Annotated in this window: 24 protein-coding genes and 1 pseudogene; 19 read left to right on the forward strand and 6 right to left on the reverse strand. The window is 61.1% G+C overall.

Annotated elements, in window-relative coordinates; translation table 11 throughout:
- The first annotated feature begins 18 nt into the window (after positions 1-18).
- Positions 19-588: a GNAT family N-acetyltransferase gene (locus BLW71_RS05995; protein WP_091794064.1), complete on the forward strand. Its 570-nt coding sequence runs from the start codon at positions 19-21 to the stop codon at positions 586-588.
- Between the two features lie 376 nt (positions 589-964).
- Here the strand turns inward: BLW71_RS05995 and BLW71_RS06000 are convergent, their stop codons facing one another.
- A complete protein-coding gene (locus tag BLW71_RS06000) occupies positions 965-1,459 on the reverse strand; it encodes a DUF2846 domain-containing protein (protein WP_091794066.1) in 495 nt (164 codons plus the stop codon).
- Positions 1,460-2,028: 569 nt separating this feature from the next.
- On the reverse strand, positions 2,029-2,400 hold the full coding sequence (locus BLW71_RS06005) for a YciI family protein (protein WP_091794068.1): 372 nt from the start codon (positions 2,398-2,400) through the stop codon (positions 2,029-2,031).
- Between the two features lie 204 nt (positions 2,401-2,604).
- Here BLW71_RS06005 and BLW71_RS06010 point away from each other — a divergent pair.
- The 3 genes and pseudogenes from BLW71_RS06010 to BLW71_RS06020 form a co-directional block, all read left to right on the forward strand.
- Positions 2,605-2,805: pseudogene (locus BLW71_RS06010) on the forward strand (glutathione transferase); the annotation flags it as partial.
- A gap of 159 nt (positions 2,806-2,964) precedes the next feature.
- Positions 2,965-3,708: an SDR family NAD(P)-dependent oxidoreductase gene (locus BLW71_RS06015; RefSeq protein ID WP_091794070.1), complete on the forward strand. Its 744-nt coding sequence runs from the start codon at positions 2,965-2,967 to the stop codon at positions 3,706-3,708.
- Positions 3,709-3,961: 253 nt separating this feature from the next.
- The gene (locus BLW71_RS06020) at positions 3,962-4,417 is read left to right on the forward strand and encodes a TIGR02594 family protein (protein WP_091794072.1); all 456 of its coding nucleotides are present in this window, start codon (positions 3,962-3,964) and stop codon (positions 4,415-4,417) included.
- A gap of 119 nt (positions 4,418-4,536) precedes the next feature.
- Here BLW71_RS06020 and BLW71_RS06025 read toward each other — a convergent pair whose 3' ends face one another.
- The 4 genes from BLW71_RS06025 to BLW71_RS06040 all read right to left on the reverse strand — a co-directional run bounded on the left by BLW71_RS06025 (position 4,537) and on the right by BLW71_RS06040 (position 9,529).
- Positions 4,537-5,643: a LacI family DNA-binding transcriptional regulator gene (locus BLW71_RS06025; protein ID WP_177204980.1), complete on the reverse strand. Its 1,107-nt coding sequence runs from the start codon at positions 5,641-5,643 to the stop codon at positions 4,537-4,539.
- A gap of 93 nt (positions 5,644-5,736) precedes the next feature.
- A complete protein-coding gene (locus tag BLW71_RS06030; protein WP_091794077.1) occupies positions 5,737-6,696 on the reverse strand; it encodes a dihydrodipicolinate synthase family protein in 960 nt (319 codons plus the stop codon).
- 46 nt (positions 6,697-6,742) lie between these two features.
- Positions 6,743-8,062, reverse strand: a complete 1,320-nt coding sequence (locus tag BLW71_RS06035) for an MFS transporter (RefSeq protein ID WP_091794079.1) — start codon at positions 8,060-8,062, stop codon at positions 6,743-6,745.
- A gap of 1,020 nt (positions 8,063-9,082) precedes the next feature.
- Positions 9,083-9,529, reverse strand: a complete 447-nt coding sequence (locus tag BLW71_RS06040) for a helix-turn-helix domain-containing protein (protein ID WP_091794081.1) — start codon at positions 9,527-9,529, stop codon at positions 9,083-9,085.
- Positions 9,530-10,056: 527 nt separating this feature from the next.
- Between BLW71_RS06040 and BLW71_RS06045 the strand changes: the two genes are divergently transcribed.
- The 15 genes from BLW71_RS06045 (at position 10,057) to BLW71_RS06105 (ending at position 19,654) form a co-directional block, all read left to right on the forward strand.
- Positions 10,057-10,344, forward strand: coding sequence for a hypothetical protein (locus BLW71_RS06045; protein WP_091794083.1), 288 nt, complete (start codon positions 10,057-10,059; stop codon positions 10,342-10,344).
- Positions 10,341-12,431: a replication endonuclease gene (locus BLW71_RS06050; RefSeq protein ID WP_286161939.1), complete on the forward strand. Its 2,091-nt coding sequence runs from the start codon at positions 10,341-10,343 to the stop codon at positions 12,429-12,431. Before BLW71_RS06045 ends, BLW71_RS06050 begins: the two co-directional genes overlap by 4 nt.
- A gap of 80 nt (positions 12,432-12,511) precedes the next feature.
- Positions 12,512-12,835 carry a hypothetical protein gene (locus BLW71_RS06055; RefSeq protein WP_091794087.1) on the forward strand — a complete coding sequence of 108 codons (324 nt, stop codon included), beginning with the start codon at positions 12,512-12,514 and terminating at the stop codon, positions 12,833-12,835.
- 11 nt (positions 12,836-12,846) lie between these two features.
- Positions 12,847-13,161: a hypothetical protein gene (locus tag BLW71_RS06060; RefSeq protein WP_091794089.1), complete on the forward strand. Its 315-nt coding sequence runs from the start codon at positions 12,847-12,849 to the stop codon at positions 13,159-13,161.
- Positions 13,162-13,689, forward strand: a complete 528-nt coding sequence (locus BLW71_RS06065; RefSeq protein ID WP_091794091.1) for a hypothetical protein — start codon at positions 13,162-13,164, stop codon at positions 13,687-13,689.
- A gap of 1 nt (position 13,690) precedes the next feature.
- Positions 13,691-14,329: a hypothetical protein gene (locus BLW71_RS06070; RefSeq protein ID WP_091794092.1), complete on the forward strand. Its 639-nt coding sequence runs from the start codon at positions 13,691-13,693 to the stop codon at positions 14,327-14,329.
- A 116-nt stretch (positions 14,330-14,445) separates the two neighbouring features.
- The gene (locus BLW71_RS40755) at positions 14,446-14,634 is read left to right on the forward strand and encodes a hypothetical protein (RefSeq protein ID WP_143048304.1); all 189 of its coding nucleotides are present in this window, start codon (positions 14,446-14,448) and stop codon (positions 14,632-14,634) included.
- An 11-nt stretch (positions 14,635-14,645) separates the two neighbouring features.
- Complete coding sequence (locus BLW71_RS42150; protein ID WP_267914166.1) at positions 14,646-14,774, forward strand: hypothetical protein; 129 nt, start codon at positions 14,646-14,648, stop codon at positions 14,772-14,774.
- A 55-nt stretch (positions 14,775-14,829) separates the two neighbouring features.
- Positions 14,830-15,843, forward strand: coding sequence for a major capsid protein P2 (locus BLW71_RS06075; RefSeq protein WP_091794094.1), 1,014 nt, complete (start codon positions 14,830-14,832; stop codon positions 15,841-15,843).
- 26 nt (positions 15,844-15,869) lie between these two features.
- On the forward strand, positions 15,870-16,325 hold the full coding sequence (locus BLW71_RS06080; RefSeq protein ID WP_091794096.1) for a hypothetical protein: 456 nt from the start codon (positions 15,870-15,872) through the stop codon (positions 16,323-16,325).
- A complete protein-coding gene (locus BLW71_RS06085) occupies positions 16,322-16,594 on the forward strand; it encodes a hypothetical protein (protein ID WP_091794098.1) in 273 nt (90 codons plus the stop codon). Before BLW71_RS06080 ends, BLW71_RS06085 begins: the two co-directional genes overlap by 4 nt.
- Positions 16,567-16,959, forward strand: a complete 393-nt coding sequence (locus BLW71_RS06090; protein ID WP_143048305.1) for a hypothetical protein — start codon at positions 16,567-16,569, stop codon at positions 16,957-16,959. Before BLW71_RS06085 ends, BLW71_RS06090 begins: the two co-directional genes overlap by 28 nt.
- Positions 16,960-17,454 carry a hypothetical protein gene (locus tag BLW71_RS06095; RefSeq protein WP_091794102.1) on the forward strand — a complete coding sequence of 165 codons (495 nt, stop codon included), beginning with the start codon at positions 16,960-16,962 and terminating at the stop codon, positions 17,452-17,454.
- A gap of 2 nt (positions 17,455-17,456) precedes the next feature.
- Positions 17,457-18,134 carry a hypothetical protein gene (locus BLW71_RS06100; protein ID WP_091794105.1) on the forward strand — a complete coding sequence of 226 codons (678 nt, stop codon included), beginning with the start codon at positions 17,457-17,459 and terminating at the stop codon, positions 18,132-18,134.
- A complete protein-coding gene (locus tag BLW71_RS06105) occupies positions 18,134-19,654 on the forward strand; it encodes a C1q-like domain-containing protein (RefSeq protein ID WP_091794107.1) in 1,521 nt (506 codons plus the stop codon). Before BLW71_RS06100 ends, BLW71_RS06105 begins: the two co-directional genes overlap by 1 nt.
- The last annotated feature ends 102 nt before the right edge of the window (positions 19,655-19,756 follow it).

Consider the following 19,756-nt stretch of genomic DNA (forward strand, 5'->3'; position numbering starts at 1 on the left):
TGACACGCGCCGGACAAAATGAGCGCAATTGAATTGTTGAAACCTACGACCGCATTGCTTCCGAGCTACGTTTCGGCTCTTCAGACGGGATGGTCACCTGACAATGTTCGTAAGGAGGTCGCTGCGCGCGAACAATTGCACGCCATCGAAGTGAACGCGGAGGCGTTTGTCGGTGGCCTGGACGATCCAACCGCATCGGGCGGTCCGATTCCTTTGCCCGATGGCTCGACCGTGGCCCGTCTGCCAAGCATTGTCCGATGGATCTGGGACGGCGATGTTAGCGGCGCAATCGGATTTCGTTGGCAGGCTGGAACGACCGAATTGCCGCCGAACGTGCTTGGACATATTGGCTTCTCTGTCGTGCCGTGGAAGAGAGGCAACGGCTACGCCAGGCAGGCGCTTAACTTGATGCTCGGCGAAGCGAGGCTGCAAAGGTTGTCCTACGTCGAGTTAACGGTTGACCCCGAAAATATAGCCTCCCAGCGGGTAATCACAGCATGCGATGGTGTCTTGGTCGAGCGCTTCCGAAAGACGGCGGCCTATGGATTCGCGGAGTCTCTTCGCTACCGCATTGAACTGGACCATTGACGAATCTGGCGGCTCCGGTCAGCCATGAAGAGACGGTCGACTGCAGTACAAAGGTCGTCGACAATCGAACTGTTAGCTCACCAGCCACGAACGACAAGGGCATGCGCGATGACGAACAAAAACATTCCCGAGACATCGACCAAAGGGGGACTTGGTCCCACGCAACTGCAAGATGATGTGGTCCTCATATCACGCGAGCTCAAGATGAATAACGCTTGGAATTTATAGACGGCAAGGCTGAATCGTGGTGATCGCGACAAAGCGGGGATCCAGCGGCCAGACTGCTCCGGTCACTTTGCGGGCACTGTACCGGGTGGGCGTAGGCCCGAATTAGAAGGGGGAGCGCGCGGGACAGTCGTTGCGCTCCCCGAGGCGATTACATCTTGTTGGACGTCGTCATGCTCGTCTGCGGAGCCTGAACGACGGTCGGAGCCGCGTCGCCGATGTACTTAAGCGTCTGGATTTCCGACTGCGCGGTTTCCGGGTAGTCGAGCGTCGGCGTGATGTGTCCGACCAGCACGCCCATGCTGACTGCCGTGCGCACGTACTTCGTCTCGCCGGCCTTCAGGTTGAACGTGATCGTCTTTGTCACCTCGGTCGCGGTAGCGACGGTATAGCTGCCCGCCGGTTCGTCCACATAGAAGAAGCCGCCAGCCTTCGAATGGCCAACCACCTTGTCGTTGAGCTTGATCTCGGGTTGGAGCATTGCGCCTGCAAACGAATCCGAGCGGAAGAAGTAGATGCGGCCATCGTCAGGCGCGAGCGTCGGGATCGACGACGCCACGTCCTTGTATTGCGGCCCGGAAGCGCAACCAGCCGCGAGCAGCGCAGCGCCGCCTGCGAGCAGCAGGGTTCGATAGAAGCTTTTCATGCAAGGTCTCTCACGGGGATGAATGTCGACGGACAGCCGAAAGGCGTGGCCTCCCGTCGACTATTCCAGCCGGCGAATAGCCGGACGGACTCTCTGAAGATTTTTTGAATTGGCATGGACGCCATTGCTTGCCTTTCCTTAGACAATAACGTCAGCGTTTATGAAATCTTTAGAAAGTTCATAAGGCGACGTTCGGGTTGTGCTGAAATGATGCAAGAAAAGGCTTTAATTTGATTTTGCTTTCAAGGCGCGCCATACACGATCAACCTTCGACCGCGCTCCAACAAGTCAGCGATATGTCCCCGCGCACGTCATCTGCTCGGGAGAGGCAAGCGTTGAAAAGAGAATCGGACTACACCGAGACCGAACCGGCATCCCGCATCAGCGTGCCTGAGACACAAATCGATACCGTGAACGACCGGTTTGGAGAAAGCCGGAAGTCTGCTCCGGGTCGATCACAGGCGTCGCCGCTCGGCCCAGAGTAGCACCGCCACGAACACGCACGAAGCCGTCAACGTGTTTGTGGAGAAAGGAGCGCCGACGCGTGTTTGAGACACACCTCCAAGCCCTCATGGGGTCAAATATGAATCCAAGGGGATAAGCTCGACGGCCCATCCGCCTTCTTCGCCCAGCTTGGCCGCCGGGTGCATGGAGGCGATGCGCAACGCCTCGTCATGGGTATCTGCCTCGATGACGAAAAGGCCGCCCACGACTTCCTTCGACTCGGTGTACGGCCCATCGATGACGTGCGTCTTCCCACTGCGCGGGCGGAGCGTCCTCCAGGTGTCCAGATCGCCAAGCGAAGCGGAAATCAGTACCTTGCCGGTAGCTCTCATCTTGTCGTCCAATGCGGGGCATTGGCTGACTAATTTCTTGACGTCGTCTGGCGCCATCGCGGCGAATTTTTCGGGGGTAAAGTAGGCCAAGCCGAGGTATTTCATGGGAGATCCTTTGGGTGGGAATATCCTGACGACGAATCTGATGATCGAAAATCGACATCTTTTCTTGGGGAGTCTGTAGCGAGTCTCGCCAGCCTGTCCGCTTTGAGTCCGGAATATGCCGGATGCATGAGGCAGTGGCCGGCCAATCACGGTCGCTCGACACCAGCCCCAAGATAGCTAACAATCGACCAACTCCTCGTCCTGCAGCTCGCAGTGCAGAAGCTACACCTTGCGGCGGATCGGCTTCTCTCAACGGATGCGTTGAACCTATTCGGCGATTGGTGCATCGCTGACACCGATTGGGCTTTAATACTAAATCGCCTCGTCATGAATGGCGATGACGTCCCCACAAAGTTGGCATCGTACGCAGCGCATCAATGGGAACGAGCGTCAGTGCAGCAGTAGGGCATGCTGGACCGGCCTCAGCTGTGTCCATCAACGCAAGCAGCAGGACTTCCGTGTGGATCGACAGTCAGTCAAGGTTGAACGTTCGACAAAGTCGCCTGGATCGTCAACAATCGACGAACGAACACCTGATAAAGACCGTCGTCCATGACACCACCCATGAAAATTGCGTCCCCTGTTGCGCTTATTACCGGTTCGACTTCTGGCATTGGCGCTGCCATCGCTCGGCGGCTCTCAAGCGAAGGATTTTCAATCGTTTTGCATTCGCGCAGTTCGGCGGAAACAGGGCAAGCATTGGCCCGTGAGCTTGGCTCGGCGATCTACGTTCAGGCCGACTTGGCCGATGATGTGGACAGGGTGCGCCTGGTACGTGAGTCCGTCGCCGCATGGGGGCGACTCGACGTTCTGATCAACAATGCGGGGATCAGCCGTGTTATCCCGCATGGTGATTTGGCTGCGGCTACGCCGACTGTCTGGCAGGAACTCCACGAGGTCAACGTAATCGCCCCGTTTCGTTTGATAGCTGAAGCGGAACCAGCATTACGTGATGCAGCTCGACGGGGTCGCCCTGGTAGCGTGATCAACATCAGTTCACATGCGGGTGTTCGGCCCAAGGGAGCGTCAATACCATACTCGGTCACGAAGGCTGCGCTCAACCACATGACCCGCTTGCTGGCGCTATCACTCGCGCCTGACATCCGGGTGAATGCTGTTGCGCCAGGGCTAGTCGACACTCCATTGACCGCGGATTGGACGCAAGCACAGGAACTGTGGAAAACACGAGCCCCAATGCGGCGGTCGGCTAGCCCCGAAGACATTGCTCAGGCTGTCGCGATGCTGGTCGCATCGGACTATCTGACCGGAGAAATTCTGCTATCGGATGGTGGGTTGAATCTCACGTAGTAAACCGATGTCTTAGCTTCGAACTTCAGAACTCGTCCAATACCAGCCGCTCGACATTAGCAGACACATCGCTGACAATTTCAAGTCTTGCCATTGGGCCGTTCTTCACTCGAATCCGGTTCCTCTCGTGATCTCACTTTCCGATCCTGTCGTGGCACTGGTCCTACGGCGACCGATAGTGGGCGGTAATTTCTGGCGAGCCACGGGCCATCTACGGCCCAGTCGAAGAAGGGCGTCTGTAAGGAGCACGCGGATGATTCAAGGGCATCGCGACCAGCAAGCAGCGAACGGATTCACGCCTGTCTGGATGGATATCGCGTTCAAGGAACGAGGTGTCAAGCGTTACGGCGCGGGTGAATGCAACCCGAGGATCGCCGAGTATAACGAAAGCACTCAATTGGCAGGCTACGACGACAAGATCGCATGGTGTTCGTCATTCCTCAACTGGTGCATGAAGCAATCGGGCATTGCAGGAACGCAGTCGGCCTTGGCTCGCTCCTGGCTAACTTGGGGAAATGAGCTCGGCGCTCCAATCTACGGCTGCGTTGCAGTGTTGACTGCCGACGATGCCGTCGAATGGAAGGGTCATGTGGGATTCTTTCTGCGATCTGACGCCCAGCACGTTTACTTGTTCGGAGGCAATCAGCTTGAAGAGGTACGCGAATTAGCTTATCCGCTCGACCGTGTGTTGGCATATCGCTGGCCGTGAGTGGAGGCCGCGTTTTCCGCGGCACTTGAACGGGATATGCAACGCCGCTATCTGAGAAGGACATTCAACCGGCGGTTCCTACCAGGAAGTGGCCCTCAGGTGCACACGAGCTATCAAGATCACCGCGAAACCTGGCTCGGGCATGGCCCCGTCGACTGGCGAATCTGTAATTGCGCATGCACCTCGTGTCCACGTTGAACTCGCTTGCCGTCGAGTGCGTCGAGCAGGTGTTGCGCCGCAAGCCTTCCAATCTCGGCGGTGTCGACCCGCATGGTCGTGAGCGCGGGACGCATCTCTTTGGCGATCGCGAGATCGTCGAAGCCCGTCACGGACAATTCGCCTGGAACGGCAATCCCCAGATCCTCCGCCTCGCGCAGCACGCCCAAAGCAATGTGGTCGTTGCCGCAGATGATCGCGCTCGGGTGCTCGCCTGCCGATTGCCAGATCGAGCGCAAGCTGCGCCGCCCGAATTCGATCGTCGATTCGCCTTCGAACAGGTGCTCCGGCCTGACGGCGAGGCCGTGGCGTTCGAGCGCCGAGCGAATGCCCGCGAGGCGCGCCTGCACCCGGTCGTTGTCGCGAGTCGGCTGAATGCAGACCGCGAACGAGCGGTGGCCAAGGCCAATCAGATGTTCCGTTATTTCAACGTAGGCCGCGTGATTGTCGAAGCCGATACAGTCGTGCGGGCTGCCCTCGCGATACGCATACGTGACCGCATAAGGCACCCGATAGAGCCGCAATGCATCGAACAGTTCGGCCGGATGCGCCTCGCCGACGATCGCCATCGCCTCGACGCCGCGTGCCAGCATCGCGCGCACCTGCACGATCGCCTGCGCGGGGTCGTAGTTCGAGCAGCCGAGCACGAGCGTGATGCCGCGCGCCGCGAACGCCGCCTGCATGGCGCTCACCTGCGAGGCGAACACCTGATCGTCGAGCGTCGGAATAATGATGCCGGCGATATGGCTGCGCGTGGACGCGAGCGCGCGTCCTGCCGCATTCGGAAACCAGTTGAGCGTGAGCGCGGCGTGCTCGACGCGCTCGCGCACGCTGGCCGAGACTTTGTCCGGCTCGTTGTACACCCGCGACACCGTCGCCGTGGATACCCCCGCGAGCTTCGCGACATCCGAGAGCACGGTGCGTCCTGTGTTGCGGCGAGCGCGGCTCGTCGGCGTTCGGGCCGGGGCCGTATCGGAAGCGGGCGCGGGAGAATCAAAGGAGCGGGGCATCGGATCAGGAAGTGACGGTTGTACGAAGGCGGATGCAGCAAGCGCCGTCATCATACCGTCGCGGCGTTCCGCCGGGTGCGCGCGCGTTTGGGCTCATGCGGGCGCCGAGAGAGCGGCAATACGCGAACGGAAATGTCCGGTGCCGGCGACGATCTTGTCGAGCACCGCATCGAGCGCCCAGAAGCGCTCGCGAACGTCGTAGTCGATCACGCGGCAGCGAATCGACTCGAACGTGCCGATGCGCTGATGGTAAATCTTCGCGAGCGCCGGATAGCCCAGCGCTTCAGAAACCGCGGAGACCACGAGAAACGTCGACAGTTCCTCCGCGAGTGCTGGGTCCTGAGCTGCATCGTTGCGCAGCCACTTGTAGAGGTCCGGGTGAAAGTTCGTGAACACGCCGTTGAAACCTGCCGAGCCGGCCTTCATCGCGTCCCACGCGATCGCCGCGTTGGCGTTCAGGATCTTCAGCGGCGAACCCTGCGCCATCGCGACGCGCCGTTTGACGGTCTGGAGATCGCAACTCACGTCCTTTAGCATGATGAAGCGGCCGGTGTCGATGCACATCTTCAGTTCATCATCGGAGAGCAGCCGCCGATACGGCGCCGGGCATTCGTAAAGGCCGAGCGGAATGTCCGACGGAAGGCGCTCGAGAAGGCGCTTGAGATTGGCCGTGAAGACCTCCGTTCCCTCGTGCTTCGGATCGAGCCTGTTCGTCACGAGCACGATGCCTTGTGCGCCCGTCGATGCGGCGACGCCGAGTTCTTCCGCCTGCGCCTCGGGATCGTCGCTGATGTGGCCGGAGACCACGACGGGAATGCGGCCCGCCACTTTCTCTACGACGAACCGGCCGAGTTCGCCACGCTCGGCGAGGCTCAGGAACTGCATCTCGCTCGACTGCGCAACGGCGAAGAGCGCGTCCGAGCCGTGCGCGATGTACCACTCGATCAGACGTTCGAGGCCGGCATAGTCGATCGCGCCGGAAGCGTCGAACGGTGTCAGCATCACGGGAACGATGCCTTCGATCGAAGGGGGGGAGTGCGTGGCACTTGTCATGGTTATCTCTCTGAATGGGTTGAGTGGAGCTCGGCGCGCGCTCTCGTCACGCCTGCGCGCTAAAAGCTTCGACGTGTGCGGGCTTGTCCTCGATCGGCTTGCGTACGAGCAGCAAGTAGCTCATTGCACCGATGAACGCGATGCCTGCCGCCGTTAGCAGCGCGGGCACAAAAGACCAGGTCTGCGCGATGTAGCCGGTCAGAATGGGGGCGAGGGCGCCGCCCAGGAAGCCGCCAAAATTCTGGATTGCGCCGAGCGAGCCGACGCGGTTTGGCGGCGCGGCGGCGGTCGCGAGCGCCCAGGAACTGGCTGAAGCGGCGTTGGCCAGGAAGATCACCACCGAGATGCACGCGATCGCGAGCATATTGCTCTCGACGAGCGCCGCCGGAATCGTGAACGCGACCATGCCGAGCATCGCGATCACCACGGCGTTGCGGCGGCTCCCGACCGGATTTGTGCTGCGGCTCGTCATGAGATCCGAGAACCAGCCGGCCGTGAGCGAGCCAAGAAAACCGCAGAAGAAGGGAATCGATGCTGCGACGCCCGTATGCATGAGGCTCATGTGGCGTTCCATCGTCAGGTAGCCTGGCAGCCACGTCAGATACACCCAGTTGAGGTAGACGGAGCCGAAAAAGCCGATCAGCATGCCCCAGGTCGTGCCGTGCGAAAAAAGCGAACGCCATTCGGCGAAGGTGAGCGACTGCGCGGGCCTGCGATCCGCCTCGTCACCTTCGAGATAACGGCGCTCTTCTTGGGTCATCGTGGCCTTCGCCGGATCGCGATACACCGCAAGCCATACGAGCGCCACGATCAGGCCGACGATGCCCGTCACGATGAACGCCCAGCGCCAATGGAAATTCACGACGAGAATCGACAGGCAGAGCGGCGCGAGCGCCGTGCCGAGCGGGGACGCCGAGTTGAAGATGCCGGTCGGCTTGCCGCGAGCGCGCAGCGGAAACCAGTTGCTGACGACGCGCGCCGCTGACGGAAACTGCGGCGCCTCGCCGATGCCGAGCACGATCCGCGCAAGGATGAACCAGCCGAAGGTCGAGACGAAGCCCCCAGCGGCCTGCGCGAGCGACCAGACGATCAGGCCGAGGCCGAGCAGCTTGCGCGGCCCGACGCGGTCGACGAGACCGCCCACCGGCAATTGAAATAGCGCGTAGCTCCAGGAAAACGCGGAGAGCAGCAGCCCCATCTGACCCAGCGACAAGCCGAGATCATGGCGGATCAGCGGATTGGCCACGGCAAGCGTGCCACGGTCCAGATAGTTGACGATGCCGCTGACCATCAACAGCGTCAGCGCTACGGTCTGGGCGCGGCGAATTCTTGGTGGTGCCGGCTCAGGGCGAGGGGTTGTGCTCATGATCTTTGTCTCCGGTTCATGTATTCGGTTGAGTTGAGGCGGGCCGCGCCGATGCGTTGTCAGGCGGCTTGGTGTTGCGCGTTCACTCCGGCTCGCATGGGATCGAAGTTTGCGCTCCGCGGCGTACTACGCTATGCGCTCAATCCGTCCTCAAAAAATGGTAGCGCTTACATTTTGTGACGTCGCGCAGATACGGAACTTATCTAAACGGTATTATTTCGCCGAAATCGAAGTGTTAGCGCTTACATTTTGGGTCTAACCGGGAGAGATTGCAAGCGCCGGAAGGGCTTCAGCGGGTTAACGCGGATCATCCAAGCGGCCTTATTCGACATCCTCGATTCTTATATAAGATATAAGAGTTGGCGTTACTGGCTTGTCGAACTTCGTGAAGATGAACCCGCGGGATTTTTCTGGACGCATCATCTCCGTCAGCACGAATGGAACGTCAATTCTCTGCGTAGCACGGGGATGTGGGAGCATGCGGGCAACACACGCCTCAACGAGGAGGGACGAGGGCGCGCGCATCGCGCGCGGGTATTGTGACGTGTGCTGCGCACAGACCTCGTTTAGCGAAAACTCGGGTTGCCTAGACTGCACTGCGCCCCCAGATCGGGATGCACCGGGTAACTGATCCGGACGCTAGAACGATATGACACGCTGCTCGCGCCGCTTGTCTATGGCGAAGGCAGGGCGAGTGAATCCGGCGAGTTGCCGCTATCCCTGGTTGCATTCGGCGTGGCCCGTCTTGCCGTACGCAAAAACGCACGTTATTCGCGCCAGTTGCTCTTCGAGACGGGCACGCTGGGATACCGGGCGAGCTGTACGATCCTTCGAGTCCTTATCGCTGTTTTGGGGCGGACCGAGATTGCAACTCGTAGCGGGTCGTTCACCTCTTGCCCCCGAGTGAAGATCAGACTGTTTTGCGTATGCTACAGCGAGCACGTCCCGTGGGGTGTTTCTCCGGAAACAGACTGAATGAGACAGTCCCGGATTGACTACCGGAGAGAACGTCGCGGGTGTTCAACGGGAGGGCGACCAGCAAACCGACGGTTCAGACACTCTCATCATCCGCTCAAGTACATAATTTGACATAAGATAAAGAGTTGCACTTTCAGCCGAGACTGACGCTGATCTGGCGGGCGAGGGAGCGGCGGCTAGCCCTAGTATGCACACGGTCAGTGACGCCGTGACTGCCGCTCCCGTCGCTTTTCCCCAAGCGTTCTCCCACACCTTGCGCATGAACGCATCAGGTGCAGATTCCGCCTTGCAAGCCGAGATAACCTCAAGCGGATCAATGCCCAGAAGCTCGGCCACCCGCGCGGCTGTAGCCTCATCAAAAACAGATAGCCCATTGCGGTATTTGCTGACCGCTTGGCGCGTCACACCCAGCATTTTCGCTGCGGCGTAATCGGAAGGAAGGTCTAGACGCTTCTTCAAAGCGTCCAGATATTGGATTGTCGTGCGCATAGCCCCGTACCCTTTTTAAATCACCCAAAACGAAAGGTAGGCCAACGTCAACGTAGATGCAACGACACATTCCGGTTGACGCGTAACAATAGATGGGACTATTCTCCTGACCAGTCGCCCCAAAACGCCAGCGGTTATCACCCACCCGACCGCGCTAGGAGGCCACCCAGCAAGGCGTGGGGCGACGTTTCTAAGGTCAGGGTAGGGGATAGAAGGGGTGCGGCATGCGCAATACATCGTTACAAATCCGGCGTTCGTCCCTTGGTGGCTTCTGTGCGGTATCGCGCTTTGAGCGTCGCGCTCGCGTGCTGGCTGCAATCAATGCCGTGTTCCACTGGATGGGCGCATGACTGCCGTGTTGCTGGTTACCTACCTCGCGGGCGCTGCCTCGGCCGCCTTCCTGATCGACATTTCGCTGAGGCTGCGCAAGTGATCGATCCGGGCGTAGTTCTTTTCGCATTGGGTGCTGTGCTGGGCGCAGCGAGCGTTGTCGCCGGTTACCTGATTGCACGAAGCGAGGACCGGCAATGAGCCAATCGGCCGCGTTCGATGATCTCGGCTACAACGCCGAAGGGCCGGAGGATGTTTCCTTTGGCTACGTGCCCGGCTCGGTCGGCCCGGCGCACGTTCTCCCTACACCGTGGACGGCTCGCCGTCGCGCGGAATTCGACAGGGCACGCGATGAATGCATGCCCGCCATCAATGCAGCACTGGACAAGTTCAAAGCGATGCGGCCGGGTCCGTCGCGTGCGCCGGTTGATACCGATGCGTACGGGCGGGCTCGCGCCCGTGTCCTTAAGGGGCGCGGCTGGTGATCCATCAAACCAACGAGGCATGGGCTAACGAACTGGTTGCGCCGCTTCCGGCGCGCTGGTGCGGAAAGCTGCTCGGTACGTGGGAGCGACGTAGAACCAGCTTCAACCCGGAAAAGCTCACCTCACAGAACGATGCGCAGCGGAAAGCAAACGAGGCGTTACGGGACACCGTAGCGCGCCTTTTGCCGTTCGCCGTCAATGACGACCTGACGCTAGACGCCGACGACGGCGCCGTGGTCGATGCAGCATGGAAGGGCGCGGAGCGATGCCGCGTGCGCCTGCTCGAAATCGAAGACATGCAACAGCACGGCCGCGATGCGTTGCGCGCGGCGGGCGTGTCGGCCGACGAGGCGAATGCGGTCGAAAACGCCGAAGCGCGGGCAATGTTGTCGACCTTGTGCGAGGCCCGTGGAATATGGGCTCCCGCCAAGAAATACGACGATTTACCCGCTGTTCGTCGGATGGTGGCGGCCAGGTGGTGGACCGGACAGTTGCGCAAGGCGCACGCCCGCGCGGTGGAGTCCGCGGCGATTGAGCTAGGCACCGTCAACAAGTCGCGCGACATGTACGTGTCGAATGAATCGCTGGCGGCCCGCAAGGCGCAGAACGAACGAAACGCGGCGACGCTTGAGGCGACCATCGCGCGCAACGTCGAGACGGAACAGGAATTCACGCTGGCGGAACTGGCGGCCAAAGGGCCGGCTAACCGTGCCATCAAGCGCGCGGAACTAATGACACGTATCAATGGCTTCGAGCGCATCGCAATCGCGCATGGCCACGCTGGGCTGTTCCTCACGATCACCTGTCCGTCCAAGATGCACAGCCACAAGATCATCGGTGGCCGTGCGGTAAAGAACTCGAAGTACGACCACACCAAACCCAAAGATGCCCAGAAATATCTTACTGGCGTGTGGGCGCGAATCCGCGCTGCTCTCGCTCGCGCACAGATTGGCCTGTACGGTTTTCGCATTGCCGAGCCCATGCACGACGGCACACCTCACTGGCATTTGCTGGTCTTTTACCCGCCGGCCAATGATTCGAAGATCCGCGCCACTGTCCGCCGATACGCGCTCCAGATGGACGGCGATGAAGCGGGCGCGCAAGAGAGGCGGTGCGACTTTAAGACCATGGACCCGGAGATTGGTACGGCGGCGGCCTACATCGCCAAATATGTGGCGAAGAACATCGACGGCCACAAGCTCGAGAAAGACCTGTTGGGTAATGACTCGCTTGATACGTCGGCCCGTGTCGAGGCGTGGGCCTCGCGCTGGCGAATCAAGCAATTTCAGCAGGTAGGCGGGCCGCCGGTCGGCCCGTGGCGTGAAATGCGCCGTGTTGAAAGCGTGCCGTCTGACGCACCGGCGCACGTGCTGAAGGCATTCAACGCGGTCAACAAGGTGGCGAAGTTCGAGGGCCGGGAAAACGCCTCGGTCGCGTGGGATCACTACGTGGAAGCACAGGGCGGCGTTTTCTGTGGCCGCAACTATCGTATCCGTATTGCGACCGTGGCCAGCGACGCGCTAACGGCATACGGCGAGGAAGCGCCGGCAATGCCGATTGGCGTGCAATATCGCGAGGTCGCGAAGGTTCGCGACGCCATCGGCAACTGGATCGGCGTGTTGCCGCGTACCGTAATCATTGAGTCAAAGAGGTTCACGTGGGAAATAAAAAGACCAAACACGAATGCACGTTCGCGCTCGCAACCATCGTGGAGCGAAGCGGCGAAGCGTGGAGTATTTATCGCTGCACCGTATGTAGAAAGCCAAACGGCGAGCGCTTCAAGCGTGGCGCTGCCGGAACTGTGGCTGACGGGGGAGAAGTACGACCAGTGGAAGGCGAAGAACCCGGCCGCAGCGATTGAGTGGGAGTCGGGTTTGAAGCGCGAGCATCGCGCGCCTTGGACCTGTGTAAATAACTGTACGCCGGAGGGCGAAGATGGACGAACAACCGACGTTGACGCAGTACGCAATACGCAACGAAACCGAGGTACGGCGGGTAGTGGAGGGGTCGGTAATGGTCCCGGCACCCGCAAAAACGCTTCTGAAGGAACAGGCCGCACTTATCCGCATGATGGCGGCGGCCATTGATTCGCTGAAACTGGCAAATCAGGCAGTGTAAGGGGAAGCGGGCGACCCTTCGAGCCCGCACATTAGAACGAGGTAGACCAATGAGCAAGATTCTTGAGGCCATCGACGCACTGGCCCATAACGCGACGCATCCGAAGATTCTCACGGCGGCGCTGACCGAGATTCACGAAGAGTTCAAGGCGATCAAGGCGCGCATCGAAGGGCTGCAGGAGGTGAAGGCGCACGCGGCAGCGGCCGAAGATTCAGCGGCGGCCGCAACGCGCGCGGCGCAGAGCGCGAGCGTAGCGGCCAATCAGGCGGCGCTCGACGCCAAGGCGGCAGTGGGCGACGTGTTGAACACGCCGGCCGCGCCGATCGTCCCGGAAACCGTCGGCGCGCCCGTCGTTCCGCCCGTAACCGCATAACGGAGGCGGCCATGGCGTATCTCGGGAAAGCGGACTGCGGGACGTGTGCGAACGAGGTCGACGTCCGCTCGAACGTGAGCGGCAAGGCCTACTACAAGTGCGGGCGGTGCGGCGTCGCCGTGCAGCACAAAGAGGAGCGCGGACACCGGCTTTTCATGGCGACGGTACGGGCCGAAGCGGACCCGGATGAACCGCCGGCCGTGGTCCCCGATTCGCCGCGAATCGCGGAGCCGAAACCGGTCGCGAAACCCGGCGAATCACAGAAAAAAACCGATGCACCGAAGCCGCGCGGCGGCATCTTCGGCGGCATTCTCTCAGGAGCTTAAATGGCAAAGGTCACAGATGCGACGCCGGTAGAGCCGGCCGTCGTGGATACGCGCGCCGACTCGACCGTGGACGTGCTGCAGGAAATCGCCCAGGAAGAAATGTCCGAACACGCGGGCATCGCCGCGAAGGCAGAAGCGGCCGAAGCGGCAACAATCGAATCGGAAGCGGCCGATGTGGCGGCAGGCTGGCGCAAGGCGCTCGGCGTCGCACGCGAAATGCTGATCGCGGTCATTCCGCCGCTCGATCCGGTGTGGAGCAATCCGCGTCTGGATGCGCTGTCGGTGGCGCTCGGGCGCTGCGATCAGGCGTACGGCTGGGGCGGGGCGGGCAAGCTGATCGGCCATCCGCTATTCGGCCTTGTGGCGGCCGGCGCGCCGATCGGCTACGGCACCTATCAGGTGGTCAAGCCGATGATGGACAAGGCCAAGGCAGAACAGGCGGCCAAGGCGGCGGCGGCGCTCAAGCCGGGCTCAATGACGCCGGAACAGCTTGCGGTCGCGCCGGGCGCGCCTTCTTTCGGGGCCTAGCATGGTAGCCGGCACGCAGAATGATGCCGACATAACGGCGGTAATCGGCGCAACCGGAAACGGCAAGGGCGTCTACATCAAGGGGCTGCTCAAGAGACTGCCGAAGTCGCGGCCGATCCTCGTCTGGTCGCCGCTCGAAGTAGAGAGCGACGATTACGCGGCGTTCATCGGCGGTGTCCGAGTGTTTTCCATCACCGAACTGGTCGCGGCGATCAAGGCAGGCAAAAAGCGGATAGTGCTTGTGCCGGATAACCCGGAGAACCGGCCGTTGTTCGATCGGTTTTGCCGCATCGCGTGGGAAATGGACGGCTGGTGCATCGTGGTTGAGGAGCTTTCCGACTGCACGATGGCGTCTTGGGCTCCCCCAGCGTGGAAGAAAATCACGAAGGCCGGTCGGCATAAAGGCCTGAAGGTGATCGCGGCATGCCAGCGGCCGGCGGACTCCGACAAGTCGTTTCTCGGCAACGCCAGCGAGATTCGGTGCTACGCGGTCAACTGGCCCAGCGACCAGAAAGTGATGGCGGGGATCATGGCGGTGAAGCCTGACGAAATCGCAACGCTGCCGAAATTCCACTACTTCCACCGCGTCATGGAAACCAAAACGACCCAGCGAGGCGTGGCGCAATTGTCGAAACCCTGAAAAAAACCGTGATTCGCGAGGTCCGCGAATCGCCGCGAAACGCCGTGAATCACGAACAGTGACCACGGCGTTTTTCTTTGTGATCCTGCGATCTCTTTCATCGTAGAGGGCAGGACGTGTCAACTGGCGACAACTGGTTCCCAAGCCGTAACCGCATGGTTATGGAGATTCTGGCAACGACCATCGGCGTCATCGGCGCATCGATCCTCATTTCGCGCATCCCGTTTATCAAACAACTGGTCGATGGCAATTCCATCTGGTCACTGACGAACGGCGCGAGTTCGACTACCACAACCACCTCCTGAAGGAGACCACCTTGAATCGTCAAGACCTGAAAACCGCAGCCGTGATTCTCGGCGTCGTCGCACTGTGCGCATTCGTGCAGCGAAACATCGTCGCTATCCCGGTGATTGGTCCGTACATGCCCGGCGGCACGATGTCCTAACGGACACCAGGCACCGAAGCGGACAGTACCCACACCATCACCATAAGAGGATCGCATGCGCATCCAGCAACAAACCAACATCACGCCGTACCAGCCGGGCGGCACCGTCATTGTCAATTTTCCGCTTGGCGTGACCTACGAACAGATCAAGGTCCAGCTAACCGGCGGCCTCACCTGCGAAATGATTCCGCAGGCGCGCCTCAAGGTGAACGGCAAAGCGGTCTGGACCGTGGCCGGCGCGGACCTGAAAAACGAAAACCTGTACGACGGCAAGACCAACGACGATTTCACGTTCTGGCTTGACTTCACGCAGCAGAACGCAAAAAGCTCCAGCGCGAATGGCAAGCCGACTTCGCAGGCCGCCGAAATGCTGGTTGCGTGCTATCCGTCGAACCTGTTCCAGAGCTTCACGCTGGAAATCGATATCGCGTCGGCCGCAGCAGGTGCGCCGGCAGCGGGCACGGGCGGCGTCGTGGTCTACACGACCGAAAACGACCCGTCGGGCAATCAGTACGTGCTGAAACAGCTTTTCGCCAACTACAGCTTCCAGACCGCGCAGAACAACGATATTGCGCTCCCGGTCGGCGGCTCGGGCGGCATCATCAAGCAGATTTTCTATCACCAGACCAACTATGCACCGGCATGGGTGAAATCGACCGCGTACGCAGTCGGCGCGCTGGTGTCGGCCGGTGGCAACACGTACCAGTGCGCGACGGCTGGCACGTCGGCATCGAGCGGCAGCGGCCCCACCGGAACGGGCGCAGGCATCGCGGACAACACGGCGGTGTGGAACTACCTCTACGGCACCGGCTCGGTGTCGAACATTCAGGTGTTCAACCAGGGCGTGATCATCCTGCAGGCGACGCCGGCACAGCTCGCAGCAGTGCAAACGCAGTACGGCAAGGTTCAGGAAGCTGGCCTGCTGGTGCTGGATTTCTACCTGCAAGGGCTGCGCGAAAAGCTGCTCAACACCACCAAGTCCAACAACGTGTTCGTGCGTCTCACGACCGTTGGCGGCCCTGTGAATCTGACTGGTTACACGCGCCTGCTCGATCCGGCCGGCCGTTAATCGCGGTCTAACCGGAGGTAACAGACATGGGACTTTTCACCATGCCGGGCGGCTCGGACCCTAGCACGGACGATTCGGGCAGCACGGACGCAACCAGCGGCGACGGCGCGCTGTCGTCGCTGTTCGGTCTGAACGACGTGGGCAGCGGTTACGGCGTCACGACGTACACCGATCCGCCGCCCACCACGTCCGTGGCGGGCGACCTCGGGTCGTTGCAGTCGGGTTCGACCGCAACGCCAACGATTGACCTGACGACCGCGTTTGCGGACACGCTCGGCACCATCGTTGCGATTGATTCGATCAACTCGCAGGCATCGACCACGGGCATCGGCTACTACAAGGCCGCCAACGGGCAGGTGTACGCGGTAGGCACCGGGCCGGGACCGGGCAGCGCAGTGGTTAGCGCCATGCCGGGCAACCTGCTGTTCTGGCTGCTGATCATCGGCGGTGCGGTGCTGTTCGCGAAGGAGGAAAAGCTGTGAGTACGCCTTTCTCGATGAGCGGGCCGACGACCTCGAACTACGCGGGGCCGTCCGATGCCGCAACCGACAACATCGTCACGTTTAACGACGGGTCATTCACCACGGCCGCCACGCCGACACCGGGCCTCACGGCCGGGCTGTCGAACGTGACGGGCGGCATTGCGTCGCTCGGCTCGGCTGTGTCGAACCTGACCAGTTCGGCCAGCGGCATTTTTATGCTGGTCGCGGTCGGCGGTGCGATATGGCTGTATCTGCGCAAAAAGCTGTGACCGCGCGCCGCGCGTCGGCGGATGAGATCCGGCCTTTCGTGCGGCGTGCGGAGCGCTTTTGTACCACCAGCGAGACGATCGAATCGCTGATCGCGGACGGCGAATGCTGGGTTGTGGAGGAGGGCGGAACGGTTGTCGCGGGCTGGTCGCAGCAGTGGCAGGGAACGAACCTGCATGTGCTGGTGTACGGCGGTCAGGCGGATATCGATCTGTCGCTGGTACTCAATGCATGCCTCGAAGCGCAGCGGCCAGCAAGCGCCAGTTTCCAGACGCGTCGGCCGGGGCTGATTCGCAAGGGCATCGAACAGGGATACCGCGTCGTGAGGCATCTGCCGCGCGGCGTGGTCATGAAAAAGGAGTTTTGAATGGCTGGCGGCAGCAGTTCTTCAAGCAGCAGCAAAACCAGCACGACCAGCCAGGACAACCGGCAGAGCGTGTCGGGCGGCACCGGCGTATCCACGTCGGGCAGCGGCAATAACATCACGGTCAACACGCTGGACGATGGCGCAATTACTGCGGCCTTCGGCACGGCGAATAGCGCCATCAATGCAGTGGTGACCGAGGGCACAAGCGCGCTCGACGCCAACACGCAGGTGTCGCAGGCCGCAATGACCAACTCGAACAGTATCGCGCAAACGGCAATCGGCGCGGTGCAGACCAGTTCAGCGAATTTCGCAAACCTGCTCGATCAGGCCATGAGTGCGGATTCGAGCAATCTCGCGAGCGCATACGCGAACAACGCACAGACGCTTGCGACCGCCTATCAGGACGCCAAAACGGGCGACCAGCGAACCATCGTTCTCGGCGGAATCATCATCGCGCTCGCGGCGCTGTACTTCGTCAGCCAGCGGAAGGCCTAAGCATGCAGAACATTGGAGCGACGCTCACGCCTAACCAGCCATGGCCGTTTCAGGTGCGCGGCACGGTGCTGCAGATCATTTCGTCTGGAAACAGCGCGGGTCTGACGGTGCAATTCCTGCTGGGATCGCAGGTGCAGCACACCATTGAGGACGTGCTGACCGGCTGGAAAATCAAGCCTGCGGGCGGGTTCGACAGCATCACGATCGAGTCGGCGACGGGCGATACCGTCAGCGCGATAGTGACGGCCGGCGACGTGGATATTCAGATTCTTGAGTCCAATTCGCAGGTCACCAACACCAGCGCGAATCCCGTGCCGGTGTCGCTGGTGAGCGAGCCGGGCGCGCCGGTCGCGGTGAACGTGGTGAGCGGCACCATCAACATGACCGCCACCAACGTCGGCATCGTGCCATCGGGCAGCGCGTCGGCAGACGTGGCACCGGTAGCCGTCGGCACCTCGGGCGCGCTGCTGATCGCGGCAGCGGCAGGGCGCAAGCGCCTGATGATCCGCAACGCAGGCGCAGGCCAACTGGCGCTCACGACGGCCGCCGGCACGACGTTCGCGAATGCGGCCGTGGTGCTGCAACCGGGCGACGTATGGCAGGAACGCGACGCGCCGCAAATCGCCTGGTATGCCGTGTCCGACGTGGGCACCACCGCTAATCTTCAAACGGTCTCGTAATGAACAAGAAACGGTTTCTCGGCGCGGCGCTCGCGCTGTGCATGGCGGGTTCGGCCTTCGCGCAATCCGATCTGGTATCGGGACTCGCCGGGCGGCTGAATAACGCGGCGACCTATGGCGCGCGCTCGGTCGCGTACCAGAACACGGCAACCGGCGCGACGGCGCGTACGGTACAGCAGCGGCTGGACGACTCGATCAACCTGCTGGACTTCGGGGCAGACCCCACCGACACGACCGACAGCACGGCGGCGGTGAATGCGTTCCTGACGGCGGTCAAGACGAGCGGCAAATGTGGGCGCATCAATTCGGGCAAATACAAGGTCACGTCAGCGCTCACGCTCGATCTTTCGACCATCTCTCCAAAGGGCATGTGCCTGTACGGCGAAGGCCAGTACACCAGCATGCTCGATCTGTCCACGGTTACAGCGTCGCCCGCCGTGCAGATCATCGACACCGGCAACGCGGGCGGCGGTGGCTTCTATAGCTCGTTCCATGACTTCGGCATCAAGGGCAATGTCGCGGGCACGCTGCTGCAACTCGGCAAGACCGACGCGAGCGATGCGCTCAACGAATTCGAGTTTCGCAATCTGTGGGTCGGCAATTCCAGCACGTCGGCTTCGGCCATCGCGATTCAGGTCAACTATGTGCTGAATACGCATTTCTTCGCAGTGATCGCGGCGAACAACGGGCACGGCGACGCGTGGCAACTGACGGCCGCCGCATTCGATGACTGGGTGGGCGGATCCGGAACATACGCGGACAACGGTTTCCACTGGACGGCGAGCGGTATCGGCTGTAGCTGCGGGCAGATCGCGGGCAATACGTTCGTGGGTCTGGACATGGAGGTCAACACCGTCAACCACGTGAAAATCGATACGTCGAACGCGCACGACAATACGTGGATGGGCGGCACGATGGTGTACACGTCGGGCACGTCATACGGCATTCAGGCGACGGCGGGGAACCAGAACCTGTTCACCGGCATTTTCATGAATGTGAGCGGCGGGGCGAGCTATTCGAATTTCTTCAACAGCAGCAACGCACAAGGCGTCGCACTGCTGAACATGTTCGGCATGAGTGCAGGCCTGCAGATCAATGATCCATCGTTCAACGCGTATCTGTCGGCCGCACAGACACTCACTGCGGCAACGTGGACGAAGCTCACATTCAACACGACCGATTACCAGAACGGCACGGGTTTCAGCACGTCCACCGGCCGCTTTACCGCAGTCGTGCCGGGGCGCTATGAGTTCCGATGCCACATCAACGAGAACGCGACCAACGCGAGCGCGGTGACTGATTACGTCGGCCTGTACCGCAACGGATCGAACCTGCGCGCGACCGGTTTCGGCATTCCGGCCGGCACCAATTTTGAGGGCGGCGAAGTCACGGCGCAGATCGTCATGAGCGCGGGCGACTACGTGGAATGCTGGGCCAATCTGGCCGCAAGCAGCGGTTCGCCGCAGGTGCAGGGCACCAGCACCAACAGCTATTTCGACGGCAAGTATTTGGGGCAGTGATGAAAAACCACGTGATTTCGCTGCTTATGGTCGGAGCAATCGGCGTTGTAGCGCTGCTATGCACGCAGGCGGGGCCGGGCACGCATGGGCCGGTCTGCGGCG

It is taken from the genome of Burkholderia sp. WP9 (genome assembly GCF_900104795.1).
GTDB lineage: Bacteria > Pseudomonadota > Gammaproteobacteria > Burkholderiales > Burkholderiaceae > Paraburkholderia.